17 protein-coding genes are annotated in these 17,031 nt (G+C 65.6%); 6 read left to right on the forward strand and 11 right to left on the reverse strand.

The window, feature by feature from the left end; genetic code table 11:
* The first annotated feature begins 36 nt into the window (after positions 1-36).
* A complete protein-coding gene (locus AC1RQC_RS18685; RefSeq protein ID WP_492373983.1) occupies positions 37-1,293 on the forward strand; it encodes a glycosyltransferase in 1,257 nt (418 codons plus the stop codon).
* On the opposite strand, the gene AC1RQC_RS18690 is transcribed toward AC1RQC_RS18685, so the two are convergent.
* Positions 1,241-2,008 carry a glycosyltransferase family 2 protein gene (locus AC1RQC_RS18690; RefSeq protein ID WP_492884287.1) on the reverse strand — a complete coding sequence of 256 codons (768 nt, stop codon included), beginning with the start codon at positions 2,006-2,008 and terminating at the stop codon, positions 1,241-1,243. The genes AC1RQC_RS18685 and AC1RQC_RS18690 overlap by 53 nt on opposite strands.
* 11 nt (positions 2,009-2,019) lie before the next feature.
* On the opposite strand from AC1RQC_RS18690, the gene AC1RQC_RS18695 reads away from it, so the two are divergent.
* The 4 genes from AC1RQC_RS18695 (at position 2,020) to AC1RQC_RS18710 (ending at position 7,013) form a co-directional block, all read left to right on the forward strand.
* Positions 2,020-3,273 (forward strand): O-antigen ligase family protein, encoded by a 1,254-nt coding sequence (locus AC1RQC_RS18695; protein WP_492884289.1) that lies wholly within the window; start codon positions 2,020-2,022, stop codon positions 3,271-3,273.
* Positions 3,270-5,039 carry a lipid A export permease/ATP-binding protein MsbA gene (msbA, locus tag AC1RQC_RS18700; RefSeq protein ID WP_492373986.1) on the forward strand — a complete coding sequence of 590 codons (1,770 nt, stop codon included), beginning with the start codon at positions 3,270-3,272 and terminating at the stop codon, positions 5,037-5,039. Before AC1RQC_RS18695 ends, msbA begins: the two co-directional genes overlap by 4 nt.
* A gap of 95 nt (positions 5,040-5,134) precedes the next feature.
* Positions 5,135-5,722: a peroxidase-related enzyme gene (locus tag AC1RQC_RS18705; RefSeq protein WP_492884291.1), complete on the forward strand. Its 588-nt coding sequence runs from the start codon at positions 5,135-5,137 to the stop codon at positions 5,720-5,722.
* A gap of 76 nt (positions 5,723-5,798) precedes the next feature.
* Positions 5,799-7,013: a cation:proton antiporter gene (locus tag AC1RQC_RS18710; RefSeq protein WP_492809921.1), complete on the forward strand. Its 1,215-nt coding sequence runs from the start codon at positions 5,799-5,801 to the stop codon at positions 7,011-7,013.
* A gap of 30 nt (positions 7,014-7,043) precedes the next feature.
* Here the strand turns inward: AC1RQC_RS18710 and AC1RQC_RS18715 are convergent, their stop codons facing one another.
* Both AC1RQC_RS18715 and AC1RQC_RS18720 read right to left on the reverse strand, forming a co-directional pair.
* Positions 7,044-7,553 carry a hypothetical protein gene (locus AC1RQC_RS18715; protein WP_492387116.1) on the reverse strand — a complete coding sequence of 170 codons (510 nt, stop codon included), beginning with the start codon at positions 7,551-7,553 and terminating at the stop codon, positions 7,044-7,046.
* Positions 7,554-7,671: 118 nt separating this feature from the next.
* The gene (locus AC1RQC_RS18720; protein WP_492376117.1) at positions 7,672-8,592 is read right to left on the reverse strand and encodes a sterol desaturase family protein; all 921 of its coding nucleotides are present in this window, start codon (positions 8,590-8,592) and stop codon (positions 7,672-7,674) included.
* A gap of 89 nt (positions 8,593-8,681) precedes the next feature.
* Between AC1RQC_RS18720 and AC1RQC_RS18725 the strand changes: the two genes are divergently transcribed.
* Positions 8,682-9,344, forward strand: a complete 663-nt coding sequence (locus tag AC1RQC_RS18725; protein ID WP_492884293.1) for a TetR/AcrR family transcriptional regulator — start codon at positions 8,682-8,684, stop codon at positions 9,342-9,344.
* A gap of 12 nt (positions 9,345-9,356) precedes the next feature.
* Here the strand turns inward: AC1RQC_RS18725 and rng are convergent, their stop codons facing one another.
* The 8 genes from rng to AC1RQC_RS18765 form a co-directional block, all read right to left on the reverse strand.
* Positions 9,357-10,823: a ribonuclease G gene (gene rng, locus AC1RQC_RS18730; protein ID WP_043344550.1), complete on the reverse strand. Its 1,467-nt coding sequence runs from the start codon at positions 10,821-10,823 to the stop codon at positions 9,357-9,359.
* Positions 10,824-10,955: 132 nt separating this feature from the next.
* Positions 10,956-11,561, reverse strand: a complete 606-nt coding sequence (locus tag AC1RQC_RS18735) for a Maf family protein (RefSeq protein ID WP_492884295.1) — start codon at positions 11,559-11,561, stop codon at positions 10,956-10,958.
* Positions 11,562-11,673: 112 nt separating this feature from the next.
* Positions 11,674-12,144 (reverse strand): 23S rRNA (pseudouridine(1915)-N(3))-methyltransferase RlmH, encoded by a 471-nt coding sequence (gene rlmH, locus AC1RQC_RS18740; protein ID WP_043344552.1) that lies wholly within the window; start codon positions 12,142-12,144, stop codon positions 11,674-11,676.
* 23 nt (positions 12,145-12,167) lie between these two features.
* A complete protein-coding gene (gene rsfS, locus AC1RQC_RS18745) occupies positions 12,168-12,926 on the reverse strand; it encodes a ribosome silencing factor (RefSeq protein ID WP_183036055.1) in 759 nt (252 codons plus the stop codon).
* A 16-nt stretch (positions 12,927-12,942) separates the two neighbouring features.
* Positions 12,943-13,713 carry a nicotinate-nucleotide adenylyltransferase gene (locus tag AC1RQC_RS18750; protein WP_492884296.1) on the reverse strand — a complete coding sequence of 257 codons (771 nt, stop codon included), beginning with the start codon at positions 13,711-13,713 and terminating at the stop codon, positions 12,943-12,945.
* Positions 13,714-13,723: 10 nt separating this feature from the next.
* Positions 13,724-14,635, reverse strand: coding sequence for an oxygen-dependent coproporphyrinogen oxidase (gene hemF / locus AC1RQC_RS18755; RefSeq protein ID WP_492884298.1), 912 nt, complete (start codon positions 14,633-14,635; stop codon positions 13,724-13,726).
* A gap of 218 nt (positions 14,636-14,853) precedes the next feature.
* On the reverse strand, positions 14,854-16,122 hold the full coding sequence (gene purD / locus AC1RQC_RS18760) for a phosphoribosylamine--glycine ligase (protein ID WP_477134028.1): 1,269 nt from the start codon (positions 16,120-16,122) through the stop codon (positions 14,854-14,856).
* A gap of 105 nt (positions 16,123-16,227) precedes the next feature.
* Positions 16,228-16,953 (reverse strand): YebC/PmpR family DNA-binding transcriptional regulator, encoded by a 726-nt coding sequence (locus AC1RQC_RS18765; protein ID WP_416047880.1) that lies wholly within the window; start codon positions 16,951-16,953, stop codon positions 16,228-16,230.
* Positions 16,954-17,031: the final 78 nt, after the last annotated feature.

Below are 17,031 nucleotides of genomic sequence, written 5' to 3' on the forward strand. Positions count from 1 at the left end.
TCCATCCCGTCTTTTCATGGATCACACAAGCCCCGCATGGCCAAGCAACGCATCCTCTTCCACCTGACCCACTTCCTGCGCGGCGGCATCGAGACCTCGCTGGTGTCGCTGCTGGCCTCGCTGGATCGAGAGCGCTTCGAGATCGGCCTGACGCTGACCTATCCGACCGAAGCGCTGGAGACGCATTTCCGCGCCATGTTGCCGCCGGACGTCAAGATCCATATCCTCGCGCCGGAGGCCTGGCTCTCGCGCTGCCGGCAATTGAAAAAAGCCGGCAAGCTGGGCCCGTTGGGCAAGATCTATGAAGAAGTGTTGTTGCCGCCGCTGCGCAAGCCGCTGGTCAACCGGCGCTTTCGCGGTATCGCGCGGGACTATGACCTGGTGATCGACTACGACATGTCGCTGTCGCGGCTGACCGGTCGCCTGCCGGTGCCGATGATCGGCTACCAGCATTTCAGCGTGGCACACCTGGAGCGCGAGAACCGCCGCAAGCTGCGCAAGCTGCGACGCCAGTGCCGTGAGCACTATGACCGCATCGTGGTGCTCAACGACAGCATGCTGGCCGATGCGCGGGCGCTGATTCCCGAGGCCGCCGACAAATTCATCCGCCTGTACAACGCCACTGACCTCGATCGCATCCGTGCGCTCGGCAAGGCGCCGTTCAAGCCGCCGGCGCATCCCTACATTGTTTCGGTGGGGCGGCTGGAAGAAAGCCAGAAGGATTTCACCACGCTGCTGCGGGCCTACGCGGCGCTGGTCAGGGGCACGGGCTTGTGCGAGCGGCTTGTGCTGGTGGGCGACGGCGCTTCGCGCGGCCGGCTCGAAGCGCTCGCGCGCGAGCTCGGCATCAGCGAGCGCGTCAGCTTTGCCGGTTTCCAGGCCAATCCCTATGCATGGATCCACCATGCGCGGCTGATGGCGTTCAGCTCCAAGATGGAGGGGCTGCCCAATGTGCTTCTTGAAGGCATGGCGCTGGGCCAGTTGGTGGTGAGTACCGATTGCCCGGTGGGCCCGCGCGAGATCCTGGCCGAGGGCAAGGCTGGCCTGCTGACGCCGGTTGGCGATGTGCCCGCGCTGGCGGAGGCGATCCGCCGCGGGCTCGAGGACGCGCCGCTGCGCGCCCGGCTGCTGGCCTATGCGGCTGTGCACATCGAGCAGATGGGCTTTGGCCCCACCTCGGCGGCCTTCAGCGCTTGCGTTGAGGACTTGCTGGGCGTGCCTCAGGCAGGCGCGGCAGCCCCTACCGTGGGGGCGCCTGCTGCTCGCTCTTCTGCTGCAGGTACCATAGCTTGATGTACTTGTAGTAGCTGGCCTGGCCATTCATCAGCGCCACACCGAGCCCCTGCGCGCCGTCCAGGAAACCGCGGCGCAGCAGGTAGGTGCGCAGGAACGCCCAGGCGCCATGCAGCACGGCGCTGGCGGGCGACGCCGTCTTGCCGCGCGCGAAGCCCTGCTGGGCGCCGAGGCTGGAGTATTTGTCGATCTTTTGCAGCACCTGCGAGAAATCGTCATAGGTGTAATGCAGCAATGGCGAATTGAGCCTGCCGACTGGTGCATCGGCTATCACGCGCTCATGCACGAGATCGTCGGTGAAGCGGGCGTGGCCACGGCGGAACAGCCGTGTGACGTAGTCGGGGTACCAGCCGCCGTGGCGGATGAAGCGGCCGCAAAAGCGCGACAGCCTAGGTACCTCGTACGCATCGGACTGGCCGGACGCCACTGCGGCGAGAATTTCGTCGCGCAGCTCGGGGGTGACCCGTTCGTCCGCGTCGATGGAGAAGATCCAGTCGCCGTCGGCCTTGGATACCGCCAGGTTTTTCTGGACGCCGAAGCCAGGCCAGTGCTCGGTTTCGAAGACCTCCGCGCCCAGGCTCCGGGCCAGCTCGACCGTGCCGTCCCGGCTACCTGAATCCACTATAATCGCGCGGTCGCACCAGGACACGCTTTCCAGGCACTCCCGGATGTTGTGTGCCTCGTTTTTTGTAATCAGTACGACTGAGATTTTCATAGAGCTTGTTTATGATGTTTCGTGCCGGAAAAGTGACCGCTTTTACCAATGCGCTAGTTCTGGCATTTCCAATCCTGCTGCTCTGCGTGCCGAAAGGCGCCGGTATTTTCCTGGGCGCCATCTTGCTGCTGGCGCTGGTTGTCCATCGCGGCTTGAGGCCCATGTTTGCGCAGTATCGCGCCACGCTGTACCCCATCGGGCTCGCTATTCTAGCTTTGGTGCTTGTCTTTCTGGGTTCCAAGCTCTATTTCCACGTTCCCTGGAACGTGATGGATAACCCTTCTCGCATTCTCCTGTTGTTGGTGACATGCCTGGTTATCCTCAAGATCGCGCCAGACCCGCGGCGGCTCTGGAGTGGCATCACAATCGCTTTGGCGATGAGCCTGGTGATTGTCCTGTTCCAGCGCTGGGTTCTCGACGATCCACGGCCGTCGGCCTGGACCCAGGCCATCGCGTTTGGGAACATGGTTGCCGCATTGGGGTTGATTGGTTTCGTGCGGCCAGGGATCAGCCGCAAGGCGCATCTGCTTGCCTGGCTGGATCTGGCGCTCGCCGGTTCGGTGCTGATTGTGAATGGCACGCGCGGAGCGTGGCTGGCATTGTGTATCACGATGATCCTGCTGCTCTTTGTTCGTTACCCGAGCATGAGGCCGGCGAAGTTCTTTGGCGCCGTGGCGCTTATCGCGGCCTTGGCTGCGGGACTCTATCTGGCGCCTGGCAGCCCCGTCGCGCAGCGGGTTGACCTTGTGCGGGGACAGTGGGAGCAGTTCCAGCAGGGGAATACCGAGACTTCGGTAGGGGCACGGCTGAAGCTTTGGCAAATGGCGGTGGAATCGATCCACTTACATCCCTGGCTCGGCGTCGGGGTCGGACAGTTCGCGCGGATTCCCCAAGCTTCCATCTTCTGCAAGGAGCATGGGGCGTCTGACGTTTGCACTCTTGAGCATGCGCACAACGATGTGCTCGAGGCGGCAGCGACAATGGGCATGCCGGGCATGCTGGCATTGCTGGGCTTGTTCCTGGTTCCTGGTGTCCTGTTCTGGCGGCTGCTGCGCGTATGCTGCCGCAATGCCAATTCACTTGGCGTCAGCGTGTGCGCTTCCGGCATCGGCGTCGTCATGGCCAGCCTGATCAGCGGCCTGACACAGGTGACGATGGCGCACCAGGCAAATATTGTTTTTTATGCCGGCATCATCGGGCTGTTGCTCGGGCTGGCCGCGGTACAAGCAAAGTATCCCCGCGCCGACGGGGTGGAGAAAACGTGAAAGTCCAAGAACAAAATGCGCCCCCGGCACAGGAAGCCGACACCCTGAAGCGAGTCTGGTCCTACCTGCGTCCGGAAATGCGCGTCTTCATCGTTGCCATTATCGCGATGGCGGCTGTGGCTGGCGCCGAAGGGATCATGCCCAAGGTCGTCAATGACCTGCTCGACAACGGTTTCGGCGGCGCATATGCCGGCAAGCTCTGGCACGTGCCGGCCCTGCTGATTGGCGTGGCGCTGGTACGCGGGGTGGCGCAGTTCGCCTCCGGCTACCTGCTCGCCCTGATCTCCAACCGGGTGCTGCTGAAAATGCGTATGCAGATGTTCGAGCGCATGCTGCATGCGCCCGCGCTGTTCTACCACCGCAATACCGCGGCCTCGCTGATCAATGCGGTGATCTTCGAGGTCAACCAGGTCATGCAGATCCTGACCGGCGTGCTGATCACCCTGGTGCGCGATTCGCTCACCGTGTTGGCGCTGCTGGTCTACCTGTTCTATACCAACTGGAGCCTGACGCTGGTGGTGGCGGTGATCCTGCCGGTGATCGGTTTCGTCATGGCCAAGGTCAATCGCCGCCTGCGGCGCCTTAATCGCGATCACCAGGCGCTGACCAACACCGCGGCCTACGTGGTCGAGGAAGCCGCTGGTGGCTACAAGGTGGTCAAGCTGCATGGCGGCGAGGCTTATGAGACGTCGCGTTTTGCGGCCATGGCCGAGCGCCTGCGTGGCTATTCCATGCGCATGGCAGTGGCAGGTGGGCTGAACCAGCCCGTCACGGCATTCCTGGCGGCGCTGGCGCTGTCTGTCATCCTCACCATAGCGATGATCCAGTCGCAGACCAACCACACCACGGTGGGCAGCTTCACCGGCTTTGTGATGGCGATGCTGCTGCTGGTCTCGCCGCTCAAGCACCTGACCGACCTGAACCAGCCGCTGCAGCGCGGCCTGACCGCGGCCGAGATGATCTTCGGCCTGATCGATGAGCCGATCGAGCCGCAAGATGGCGGCCTGCCGCTCGAGCGCGCGCGTGGCGAACTGGTGTTCGAGAAGGTGGGCTTCCGCTACGGCGAGGCCGCCCGCCCGGCATTGGACAACATCAACTTCAACGTCAGCGCCGGTGAAGTCGTGGCGCTGGTGGGGCCGTCGGGCAGCGGCAAGACCACGCTGGTCAACCTGGTGCCGCGCTTCTTCGACCCGACCGAGGGCCGCATCTTGCTGGACGGCAAGACCATCGACGCGTTCTCGCTGCATGACCTGCGCCGCCAGATTGCCTTTGTCAGCCAGGACGTGGTGCTGTTCAACGACACGGTTGCCGCCAATGTGGCCTATGGCGTGCATCCGGCGGCGCAGATCGACATGGCGCGTGTCGAGCGCGCGCTGGCCGCCGCTTACCTGACCGATGTGATCAAGGGCCTGCCGCAAGGGCTCGAGACCAATATCGGCGACAACGGCATGAAGCTGTCCGGCGGCCAGCGCCAGCGCATGGCGATCGCGCGCGCGCTGTACAAGGACGCGCCGATCCTGATTCTCGATGAAGCCACCTCGGCGCTCGACTCCGAATCGGAGCGCCAGGTGCAGGCCGCGCTGGAAGCCCTGATGGTTGGCCGCACCACGCTGGTCATCGCGCACCGCCTGTCCACCATCGAGAACGCCGATCGCATCGTGGTGCTCGACCACGGGCGGGTGGCGGAGCATGGCACCCACGACGAACTGCTCTCGGCCGAGGGACTCTACGCCGGGCTGCACAGGATCCAGTTCGCCACCCAGTAAGCCGGCGCAGCCGGCCAGATTCCCGCTGCCCGCGGCAGCTAGCGCGGGCGGTTCATGCGCAGTGCAAAGAGGGGAACACCCCGAAGGAGACCACCATGACCGCATCGCCGCCACTGAGCCGTTACCCGGTTCCCGCCATCGCCGACCTGCCCGAGGACATACGGGCTCGCATCCTGGAAGTCCAGGACAAGGCCGGCTTCGTGCCGAACGTGTTCCTGACGCTGGCCCACCGGCCGGATGAGTTCCGCGCCTTCTTTGCCTACCACGATGCGCTGATGCTCAAGGAGGGCGGCCTCTCCAAGGGCGAGCGCGAGATGATCGTGGTGGCCACTTCGGGCGCCAACCAGTGCCTGTACTGCGTGGTGGCGCACGGCGCCATCCTGCGCATCTACGAGAAAAAGCCGACGCTGGCCGACCAGGTGGCCGTCAATTACCGCAAGGCCGACATCACGCCGCGCCAGCGCGCCATGCTCGACTTCGCCCACAAGGTCTGCGAGGCCTCGGCCGAGGTTGGCGATGCCGATTTCGCAGCATTGGCCAAGCATGGGTTCAGCCACGAGGACGCCTGGGATATCGCTGCCATCACCGCCTTCTTCGGCCTGTCCAACCGCATGGCGAATACCATCAGCATGCGGCCGAACGAAGAGTTCTACCTGATGGGGCGCGTGCCGAAGGCTAAGTAGCGCCTCTGGATGCACGCTCGGTGGGCGCCTGGCGCGCCCGCCTCCTTGTTCCACTTCTCTCGATCCGCCCGTCGCCTTGAATCCCGTCTCGCTCTTCTTTGCCCAGGCCTGCCTGGTGGTCGGTACACCGTTCATCCTGTGGCGCGGGCTGCGCATCGGCAGCATTGTGCCGCTGGTGGCCATGCAGATCGTGGGCGGTATCCTGCTCGGGCCATCCCTGCTTGGCGCGCTGTGGCCGCAAGGCTGGCAGGCCCTGTTCGGGCCGGCGCAGCTATCCGCGCTCTCCGGGCTGCAATGGCTGGCGGTGGTGCTGTTTGCCTTTCTCTCTGGCTTGCACATCGGTGGCGCGCAGCAGCCAGGGATACGGCGCATAGCGATGGCGGCCGCGCTGGGCAGCGTGCTGGTGCCGTTCGCGCTCGGCACGGCAGCCGGCGCCTGGCTGGCCTACGCCACGCCGGGTGCCGTGGGGCATGCGGCATCCGCCTGGCAATTCGCTTTCGCCGTGGGGGTTTCCATGGCGGTGACGGCGCTGCCGGTGCTGGGGGCCATCCTGCGGGAAATGAAGCTGTCCGACTCCGTGCCCGGCCAGCTGGCGGTCGGCTGCGCCGCCTTCAGCGATGCGGCCATCTGGCTGGTGCTGTCGGGCATCCTTGCCAGCGCGGGCCGTTCCTCTACCTATGACTTCCTGCGGCTGGCTTGCCTGGGCCTTGCCTACGTTGGTGCGATGCTGTGGCTGGTACGCCCGCTGCTGGCGCGCATGCTGCCGCGGATGGCCACCAACGACGCGCGCCTGGCGCTGGTCGCGGTGCTGATCTTCGGCTCGGCGCTGATTTCCGAATCGATCGGCCTGCACTACATCCTCGGTGGCTTTCTCGCTGGCGTCGTGCTGCCGCGCGATGCGGCCGGCGAGCTCCGGCGCCAGCTCGAGCCCGCCACCGTGGTGGTCCTGATGCCGTTCTTTTTCCTGATGACCGGGCTGCGTACCGACATCGCCATCGGCGGTCAGGCGACGCTTTTGGTGTTCGGCCTGAGTACCATGGTCGCGGTGGCCGGCAAGGTGGTCGGAACCGCATTGCCGGCGCGCCTGGCCGGCCTGCCGCGGCGCGAGGCCTGGATGCTGGGCGCGCTGGTCCAGACCAAGGGGCTGATGGAAGTGGTCGTGCTGGGAATCTTGTTCGAAGCCGGGCTGATCGGCATGACGGCCTTCTCCGGCCTGCTGCTGATGGCGCTGGCCACCACCGTGCTGGCCAAGCCGCTGACGCGCACGGCGGCGCGCTTGCGCGAGCGCTGAGCCGCGCTTGCCGTCAACAGCCCGGCAGCGCTAGCGGATCTGCGCGCATGTGCCGCTGCGCGGATCGAACAGCACCGGCCACGCCTGTTCGTAGATACCCGGGGTGCAATGCTGCTCGCAATGCGCATGCGCCAGCGTGACGCGCCGCGGGTCCTGCCAGACCATTAGCGTGCAACCGCTGCCATCGATCGCCTGCAGTTCGATATGCGGGGTCTTGCGCACCTGGCGGAACTCGGTGAGATCGAAGTGGCAGGAACCATGCCGGCCCACCCACAGCTTCCAGCTCAGGCTGCGCACATCGTTGCTGGCCACCCGCATATGGGCATCCTCGCGAAAGCCGTCTTCCTCCGTGCGCTGGCAATCGGCGGCGATATCGATGTCGTGCGGGGGAATGGGCGTGGCGCGTTCCCGCGCCACGGGGGCGGGGGCCTTTTTTGTCTCGGGTACGCGCGCAGCCGGCGGGGAGGGGGGAGGCAATGTCACCGTGCATGCCGCCAATGCGGCAGCTAACGGCCACAACAGCAAGCGCTTCTTCTTCATGGTGACTCCTTGCGCCCGGTGCCCGCGAGGAAATCTGAATGCGGCCACCTGTCTCCATATTTATAGAGGATGGGGCAAGGAAGGCGAGAGGAAAGCGTGCGCACGCGCACCGCTCTCGCTACTTCGGCGAGGCGCCGCTGCCCTTCGAGGCAAGCGGGCGGACAAGCGTGAGCTGACGGCGAAGCGCTTCGGTGGTGTGGCCCTGTCCGTCGGGGCGCCAGCCGGGCGGCAGGAAGAGAAAGCCGAGCATCGCCCCCAGGCTGCGTGCTTGCGCGAGGTCCCGTCCAAGGTCGAGCCACTGCTGGAACTCGACACGCAGCGGATTGCGCGAGCGCATCGGGGTGACCAGCCCATAGCGGCACGGCACCTCGTCGCGCTCGGCCACGTAGGTGCCGAAGAGCCTGTCGAAGACGATCAGCACGCCGCCGAAGTTGGCATCCAGGTATTCGATATTGGCGGCGTGATGAACCCGATGCGCGGACGGCGTATTCAGGACATATTCCAACCAGCCGAGCCGCGGGATCCAGGTCGCGTGAATCCAGAATTGATAGAGCAGGTTCAGCGACAAGGTCGCGATCACCACCTCGGGCGGAAAGCCCAGCCACACCAGGGGCGTGAAAAACAGCGTGGTGCCTGTCAGCTTGCCGGTCCAGCCAAGGCGGTAAGCCGTCGACAAGGTGAGCTGGTTAGGCGAGTGATGGACGGCGTGCGTAGCCCAGAAGAAGCGCACGCGGTGCGCCGCGCGGTGGTACCAGTAGTAGCAGAACTCCTGGCCGATGAACAAGACCAAACCCAGCAGCCAGCTGTTGAGCACGATGGTTTGCAGGCGGTGCTCCCAGGCTAGCGCGAATATGGGCGCCGCCAGCGACAAGGGCAGGAAGACCAGGATCTTGCGCCCGGCCAGGTCTACCAGCGACAGCCACGCCTCATGCCAGTCGAACGTGCCGGGCTTGCGCCAGTGCAGCACCAGCGCTTCCATCAGGGACGCGCCGACCACCACCGGCAAGGCATAGAGCTGAAGGATTTCCAGACGGGTCATGACCGCTCCCGGAGCATGAAGGGGATAGTATGCGGATGATTATATGAGCTAGTATCATGTTTGCTTACTCGCGTTCCGGAGTCCACGCCATGACCCTGCAAACCCCTGTAGACAACGGCCCGAAGCGGCGCCGGCCGATGCAAGCGCGGTCCCTGGAGAAGCTGGAACTCATATTTGAGTCGACCATCCGCCTCCTGGACAAGGAGGGGCTGGAGGGGGTGAGCACCAACCGGATTGCCGACGTGGCCGGCATCAGCATCGGTACGCTTTACCAGTATTTCTCGAACAAGCAGGAAGTGATGGAAGCACTGGGGCGTCGGGAGATCGAGAGCGTGATGGGGCGCCTGGGCCTCTTGCTCAGCACGCCCGGCACGCCCGATCCGACGGCGCGCGCCAGGCTGTTGGTGCGTGCATTGCTAAGTGCGTTTGGCGGCCGTCACCGCGTGCGCAAGCTCTTGCTGGAGGTAGCGCTGGCCTCGGGCAGCAGGCAGGCGCTGGAAGGCTCCGCGGCGCAGGTCGCGCAGTGGCTCAGTTCGGGCCACGCCGTGGACGCCGAGAACCGCGCGCTTGTCATGCGGCCGATGGCCGCCTTCGTCCTGACGCAGGCCGTCATGGGCGTGATGCGCAGCGCGCTGGCGGCGGACGAAACCCTGCTGGCCGATCCTGAACTGGAGGACAACCTGGTGCGCTTGATCCGGGGATTCCTGAATGAGGGTGCCGCGCAGCATCAGGCAGCCGCGAGGGGTGCCTGATGCCGTTCCTGATCACATCAAAATGATGTCGTACTGTTCCTGGTGGAACGTCGATTCCACCTGCAGCGAGATTGGCTTGCCGATGAAGTCGCCGAGCATGGCCAGATGCTGGCTTTCTTCCTCCAGGAACAAATCGATCACGTGCTGCGAGCCAAGGATGCGGAACTCGCGCGGGTTGAACTGGCGTGATTCGCGCATGATCTCGCGCAGGATGTCGTAGCAGACCGTGCGCGGCGTCTTGACCTGGCCCTTGCCCGTGCACACGGGGCACTGCTCGCACAGCACGTGCGCGAGAGACTCGCGCGTGCGCTTGCGGGTCATCTCCACCAGCCCGAGCTGCGAGAAGCTGTTGACTGTGATGCGGGTGCGGTCGCGCGACAGCGCGCGCTTGAGTTCCGAGAGCACCTGGTCGCGGTGCTCGGTGTTTTCCATATCGATGAAATCGATGATGATGATGCCGCCCAGGTTGCGCAGCCGCAGCTGGCGCGCAATCGTATGCGCCGCTTCCAGGTTGGTCTTGAAGATCGTGTCGTCGAAGTTGCGCGCGCCGACGTAGCCACCGGTGTTGACGTCGATGGTGGTCATGGCTTCCGTCTGGTCGATCATCAGGTAGCCGCCGGACTTCAGGTCGACCCGGCGCGACAGCGCCTTCTCGATCTCGGCGTCGATATTGAAGAGGTCGAAGACGGGGCGCTCGCCGGTGTAGTGCGACAGGCGTGGCAGCACCGCGGGGGTGTACTCCTGGGCGAACTCGACCAGCTTCTGGAAGTTCTCGCGCGAGTCCACCTGGATCACGTTGGTGGCATCGTTGACGAAGTCGCGCAACACGCGCTGGGCCAGGTTGAGGTCCTGGTAAAGCAGGTTGGGCGCGGGCAGCGTGGTGGCGTTCTGGCGGATCGAAGCCCAGATCTTGCGCAGGTAGGCAATGTCGTTGCCGAGTTCTTCGTTGCTGGATTCCTCGGCGATGGTGCGCACGATGAAGCCGCCGCGCTCATCCGCCGGTACCAGCCCTTGCACGCGGGCGCGCAGGGCTTCGCGGTCGACCTCGCCCTCGATGCGCTGGGAGATGCCGATGTGCGGGTCCTGCGGCAGGTAGACCAGGGTGCGCCCGGCAATGCTGACCTGTGTGGACAGCCGCGCGCCCTTGGTGCCGATCGGGTCCTTGATGACCTGGACCATCAGGGCCTGGCCTTCGTAGAGTGTCTTCTCGATGGCAAGTGGCGCGGCGTTGGCGTTCTTGTCCGGATCGCGCGGGTGCCAGATGTCGGCGACGTGGAGGAAGGCGGCGCGCTCCAGCCCGATATCGATGAAGGCGGATTGCATGCCGGGCAGCACGCGCACGACCTTGCCAAGGTAGATATTGCCGACGAGCCCGCGCGACAGCGTGCGCTCGACGTGGAGTTCCTGCACGGCGGCCTGCTGCACGATGGCCACGCGTGTTTCCTGCGGTGTGATGTTGACGAGGATGTCTTCAGTCATAGTGGATGAAACTCGTCGCCGGCTGACCGGCCAGGTGGTTGTCCGCAGTGTGCTGCCATGCTTCCCGCGGGCGCTGCCGTGGCCAGGGTGGCAGCAGCTTGAAGCGCGAACGGATGGGCGGCGGCGGGGTTCTCAGAACCGCAGATGGGCCTGTCTGAGCAGCGAAGCCGTCTCGAACAGGGGCAAACCCATGATACCCGAATAGCTGCCGTCGATTCGCTCGACGAACTCGGCGGCGCGGCCCTGGATGCCATAGGCGCCGGCCTTGCCGGCCGGTTCACCACTGGCGACGTAGGCGGCAATCTCGTCGGCGGTCATGGTGCGAAAGCTCACCTCGGAAACCGACAGCGCGTGGCGCTGGCCGAGCGCGGAAACCACGGTTACCGCGGTCAGCACGCGGTGGGTGCGCCCGGACAGGGCGCCCAGCATGCGGGCGGCATCGGCATTGTCGGCGGGCTTGCCGAGGATTTCGCCGTCCAGGCAGACGGTGGTGTCCGAGGTCAGGATGGGGGCATCGGCCAGGGCGCGCCGCTCGCGCCGGCGCAGCGCGGCTTCGGCCTTGAGCGCGCATACGCGCTGCACGTAGTCGTCCGGGCTCTCACCCGGCAAAACAACTTCCAGCGCCTCGGCGTCTTCGTCGCCGTCGGCCAGCAGCAGTTCGTAGGCAACGCCAAGCTGGGTCAGCAGCTCGCGCCGGCGCGGGCTCTGGGAGGCGAGATAGAGGAAGGTATGGGTCACGGCAGGGCAGTGGGGGGTAGGGCACGCCAAATGCGGCTGCAGCGCATGCGCCGCTTCGGTCGCATTGTACCCTCGGCCTCGCCCGGTGCGCGACACGGGCGCGCGCCTGGTTTCAGGCGCGGTGGTAGGGGTGGTTCTGCGTGACCGACCAGGCGCGATAGAGCTGCTCAGCCAGCAGCACGCGCACCATGCCGTGCGGCATGGTCAGGCTGGACAGTCGCAGCAGGGTCTGAGCGCGAGCCTTCAGGGCGGGATCGAGGCCGTCGGCGCCGCCGATCAGGAAGGCGACATCGCCGCCTTCACGCTGCCAGTCGCCCAGCTGGGCGGCGAGCTGCACCGTGGTGAGGTCGCGCCCGCGCTCGTCCAGCGCCACAATGCGGCATTGCTTGGGCAGTGCTGCCTCGATGCGGGCCGCCTCGCGTTGCATCACGGTGGTGGCGTTATTGCTCGACGAGCGTGTCTCGGGCTTGATCTCGCGCAGCTCGATGCGCAGCTCGGGCGGCATGCGCTTCGCGTACTCCGCGAATCCGGTTTCGATCCAGCCGGGCATCTTGTGGCCAACGGCCACGATCAGCAACTGCATGGCGGGAAGCGGACCGGTCCGGCTCAGGCCGAGCGGGTGGTGCGCTTGCGCGCGACCGGAGCCTTGGCGGCCGCCGTCTTGGCCGGCGCCTTGGCGGCAGTCTTGGTCGCAGCCGTCTTGGTGGCGGTCTTGCGTGCCACGCCGGTGCCGGCTGCGGTCTTGCGCGGCGCGGCCGTCTTGGCCGGCGCCTTGCGTGCCGGTGCCGAGCCCAGCGCGCTGGTCAGGCGTTTTTGCACGGTCGGGGCGCGGTTGGTGGCGATGGCGTCCGGGTCCGTATCTTCGTGGCCAAGCGGCGGCGAAGGCTCTTTCATGCCTTCGGGCAGACGGGCCAATGCCGGGCGCAGGCCGGTGGCGCGGCGCGCGGTGCGCACGACCGGGGCGTCGTCTTCATCTTCGCCGTCGATCGGCTCGCTGGCCTTGGCCAGGCCCTTCTTGGCCGTGGACAGCTTCAGGCGTACCGGCTTGTCACCCCAGAGTTCTTCCAGGTTGTAGTACATGCGCAGCTGCGGCTGCATGATGTGGACGACGGCGTCGCCGCAGTCGACCAGCACCCATTCGCCCGTTTCCAGCCCTTCCACCGCAACGATATGGCCGCCGGCTTCCTTGACGGTATCGCGGACCGAGGCGGCCAGCGCCTTGGTCTGGCGGTTCGAGCTCCCGCTGGCGATCACCACCCGGTCGAACAGTTCGGTCAGGTGGGTGGTGTCGTACACCTTGATGTCCTGCGCTTTGACATCTTCGAGGCCGTCGACGATGGCGCGTTGCAGTTTGCGAATATCCATGGTGCTTTTTTTCAGTTCAGCTGAGATCGGTTTGGGGGCGGGCCGGGATGGGCAGATCCGACTGCGTCGGCCGATACAGGCCGCGGCTCGCGATGTAGTGTGCCACGCCGGACGGCAGCTGGTCATCTGCCGGTTGTCCGGCAGCCAGGCGTTGGCGTAGGGCGGTGGAGGAGAGGTCGACGGCGAGCGTCTGGTCGATCCACATGCGGCCGGAGGGCATGGATTGTATCAGGTCGGTGGACGCACGCCGTTGCGCGAGCTCCTGGCGCACCGGACCGTCCAGTTCCGCGAGGTCGAAACCGGGCCGCGTCGCCACGCAAAGATGGACGTGCGCGAACAGTTCTTGCCAGCCATGCCAGGTGTGCAGGCGCAGCAACTGGTCGGCGCCCATGAGCCACGCCAGCGAGGCATCGGGGCCATAGTGCTCGCGCAGTTCATGCACGGTATCCACGGTGTAGCTGGGGCCGGCGCGGTCGACTTCCATGCGGCTGGCATGGACCAGCGCGCGGGTGTCGGACAATGCCAGTGCGGCCAGTTCGGTCATGGCGAGGCGGTCGGCCGCAGGGGTGACGTCGTCGCCTTTTTGCCACGATTGGCCGGTCGGGATCCAGACCAGCTCGTCGAGTTCGAGATGTTCGATGCACAGGCGGGCGAGCGCCACGTGGCCGATGTGGGGCGGATCGAAGGTGCCGCCGAGAATGCCGAGGCGGTAGGGGCGGTGGCTCTTGGTCGAGCCTGCTGCGTCTGCCGCGTTGGCGGTGAGCGATCGTGCGATGTCGTGTGCCATGGGGTTGCCGTCAGGCCCACTCGCGCACGGGCAGGAAGTCCGTGTACAGCGCTGCCTCCGCGCTGCCCGGTTCCGGTTGCCAGTCATAGCGCCAGCTGGCCAGCGGCGGCATCGACATCAGGATCGACTCGCTGCGGCCGCCCGATTGCAGCCCGAAGTGCGTGCCGCGGTCGAACACCAGGTTGAACTCGACATAGCGGCCGCGCCGGTAGGCCTGGAACTCGCGCTCGCGCTCGCCGTAGGCCGTGTCCTTGCGCGCCCGCAGGATCGGCAGGTAGGCGTCCAGGAAGGCGTCGCCAACCGATTGCATCATGGCAAAGCTGCGCTCGAAGCCGAGCGCGGAGAAGTCATCGAAGAAGATGCCGCCAATGCCGCGCGCTTCGCCGCGGTGCTTGAGGAAGAAATACTCGTCGCACCATTGCTTGAAACGCGGGTAGAGGTCATCGCCATAGGGGGCGAGGGCGTCGCGGCAGGTGGCGTGGAAGTGTGCGCAGTCACCAGCGTTGCCGTAGTACGGCGTCAGGTCCATGCCGCCGCCGAACCACCACACCGGCTCGGCGCCTTCCTTCACCGCCATCAGGCAGCGCACGTTCATATGCACGGTGGGGACAAAGGGGTTGCGCGGGTGGAACACCAGCGACACGCCCATTGCCTCGAAGCCCCGCCCGGCGAGCTCCGGCCGGTTGGCGGTAGCCGATGGCGGCAGCGCATCGCCCCGCACATGCGAGAAGCCCACGCCGGCCCGCTCCATCACGGCGCCGCCTTCCAGGATCCGGGTGCGGCCGCTGCCGCGCAGGCGCTCGGTGGGCGGCTTCTCCCAGGCATCGGTCGAAAACGCCTTGCCGTCGATGGCGGCAACAGCGTCGGTGATACGGTCTTGCAGACCGAGCAGATAGGCACGGACTGCCTGGGAATCGATCATGGTATGCGGGCGGGTGAGCCGGAGCGGTGACGGCCGGGCAGGTCAGTCAACCTGCCCGGCCGTCATAGCGATGTCATGATTGTACTGGCTGAGGCAACGCCTGGCCGGATTCGGCAAATTCAGCACGAACCATCGTAAAGGGCGAAGAAATCGTAGTGGGCGGCCCATGGCGGGCACCGCAGGGCTCGCCATGGGTCGTGCAGTAGATTTATCGTCCGTTACCGCTTGATGGCTCGGTAGCCGATGTCGGTACGGTACTGCATGCCGTCGAAGTGGATCTTCTCGGCCGCGCCATAAGCCGCGCGCTGTGCCGCCTTGACGGTATCGGCCAGCCCGACCACGCACAATACGCGCCCGCCCGTGGTCAGCAGCGTGCCATCCGTGAGTGTGGTGCCGGCGTGGAAGGTCACGCTGTCGTCGGTCTCGGCCGGGATGCCTGTAATGGCATCGCCCTTGCGCGGCGCATCGGGATAGCCAAAGGCGGCCATCACCACGCCCAGCGCGGTGCGGCGGTCCCAGTCCAGTTCGATCTCGTCGAGCTTGCCGTTGACGGCGTGCTCCATCACGTCGACCAGGTCGGTCTTCAGGCGCGCCAGGATCGGCTGGGTTTCCGGGTCGCCCATGCGGCAGTTGAACTCCAGCGTCTTCAGGTTGCTTTCGCTGTCGATCATCAGGCCGGCATAGAGGAAACCGGTGTAGGTGATGCCGTCTTTTTCCATGCCGCGCACGGTCGGCATGATGATCTCGCGCAGCGCGCGGGCATGCAGCGCGGGCGTGACCACCGGGGCCGGCGAGTACGCGCCCATGCCGCCGGTATTGGGGCCGGCGTCGTGATCGAGCAGGCGCTTGTGGTCCTGGCTGGTGGCGAGTGCCAGGACGTTCTTGCCGTCTACCAGCACGATGAAGCTGGCTTCCTCGCCCTCAAGGAATTCCTCGATCACCACGCGTGCGCCGGCGTCGCCGAGGCGGTTGTCGGCCAGCATCATGTCGACCGCGGCGTGCGCTTCTTCCAGCGTGGCGGCAACCACCACGCCCTTGCCGGCGGCCAGGCCGTCGGCCTTGATCACGATCGGCGCGCCTTGCGCATCGATATACGCGTGCGCGGCGGCGGCGTCGTTGAAGGTCTGGTAGGCGGCGGTCGGGATGCCGTGGCGCTGCATGAAGGCCTTGGCGAAATCCTTGGAGGATTCCAGCTGGGCTGCCGCCTGCGTCGGGCCGAAGATGCGCAGGCCCTTGGCACGGAAGATATCGACGATGCCGGCCGCCAGCGGCGCCTCGGGGCCGACCACCGTGAAGCTCACGCCTTCGCGCTCGGCGAAGGCGGCGAGCACTTCCGGATCGGTCAGGGGAACGTTCTGCAGCCGCTTGTCGAGCGCGGTGCCGCCATTGCCCGGCGCCACGTACACCACCTGCACCTTGGGCGACTGGGCCAATTTCCAGGCCATCGCGTGTTCACGACCACCCGAGCCGACAACCAATACTTTCATGATCTACTGCCAGAAAAAATGACGCATGCGAAATGCGAAAAGCGGCAGCCATGGCTCATCGAACCGCGCTGCCGCCGTGAGGCGAGGTCTTACCCGATCCGCGCCTTACTCCTCGATCACCGCGTTGGTGAAGACTTCCTGCACGTCGTCCAGGTTTTCCAGGGCGTCGAGCAGTTTTTGCATCTTGATGGCGTCGTCGCCGACGAAGCTGACTTCGTTCTGCGGCTTCATCGTGACGTCGGCCATCTCGGCCTTGAAGCCCGCGGCTTCCAGCGCGGCCTTGACCGTGCCGAAATCATTGGGCGGGCACAGCACTTCGATCGAGCCGTCGTCGTTGGTGACCACGTCGTCGGCGCCGGCTTCCAGCGCGGCTTCCATCAGCTTGTCCTCGGGCGTGCCGGGGGCGAACAGGAACTGGCCGCAATGGGTGAACATGAACGCCACGGAGCCTTCCGCACCCATGTTGCCGCCGTTCTTGGAGAAGGCATGGCGCACTTCGGCGACGGTACGGGTACGGTTGTCGGTCAGGCAGTCGACGATGATCGCCGCGCCGGCAAGGCCGTAGCCCTCGTAGCGGATCTCTTCGTAGTTGACGCCTTCCAGGCCACCCACGCCGCGCTGGATGGCGCGCTGGATGTTGTCCTTGGGCATGTTCGCATCCATTGCCTTGTCCATGGACAGGCGCAGGCGCGGGTTGGAGTCGGGGTCAGCGCCGCCGAGCTTCGCGGCGACGGTGATTTCCTTGATCAGGCGGGTCCAGACCTTGCCGCGCTTGGAGTCAGCCGCGGCCTTCTTGTGTTTGATATTGGCCCATTTTGAGTGACCGGCCATGATTCTCTCCGAAGCGGAAAATGTTTGACGCGCGCGCCTTGGCTTTGCGCGCCGGCTGTGCCGGGCGGGCAACGGGTG

The sequence above is a fragment of the Cupriavidus sp. GW822-FHT03E04 genome (assembly GCF_058801495.1).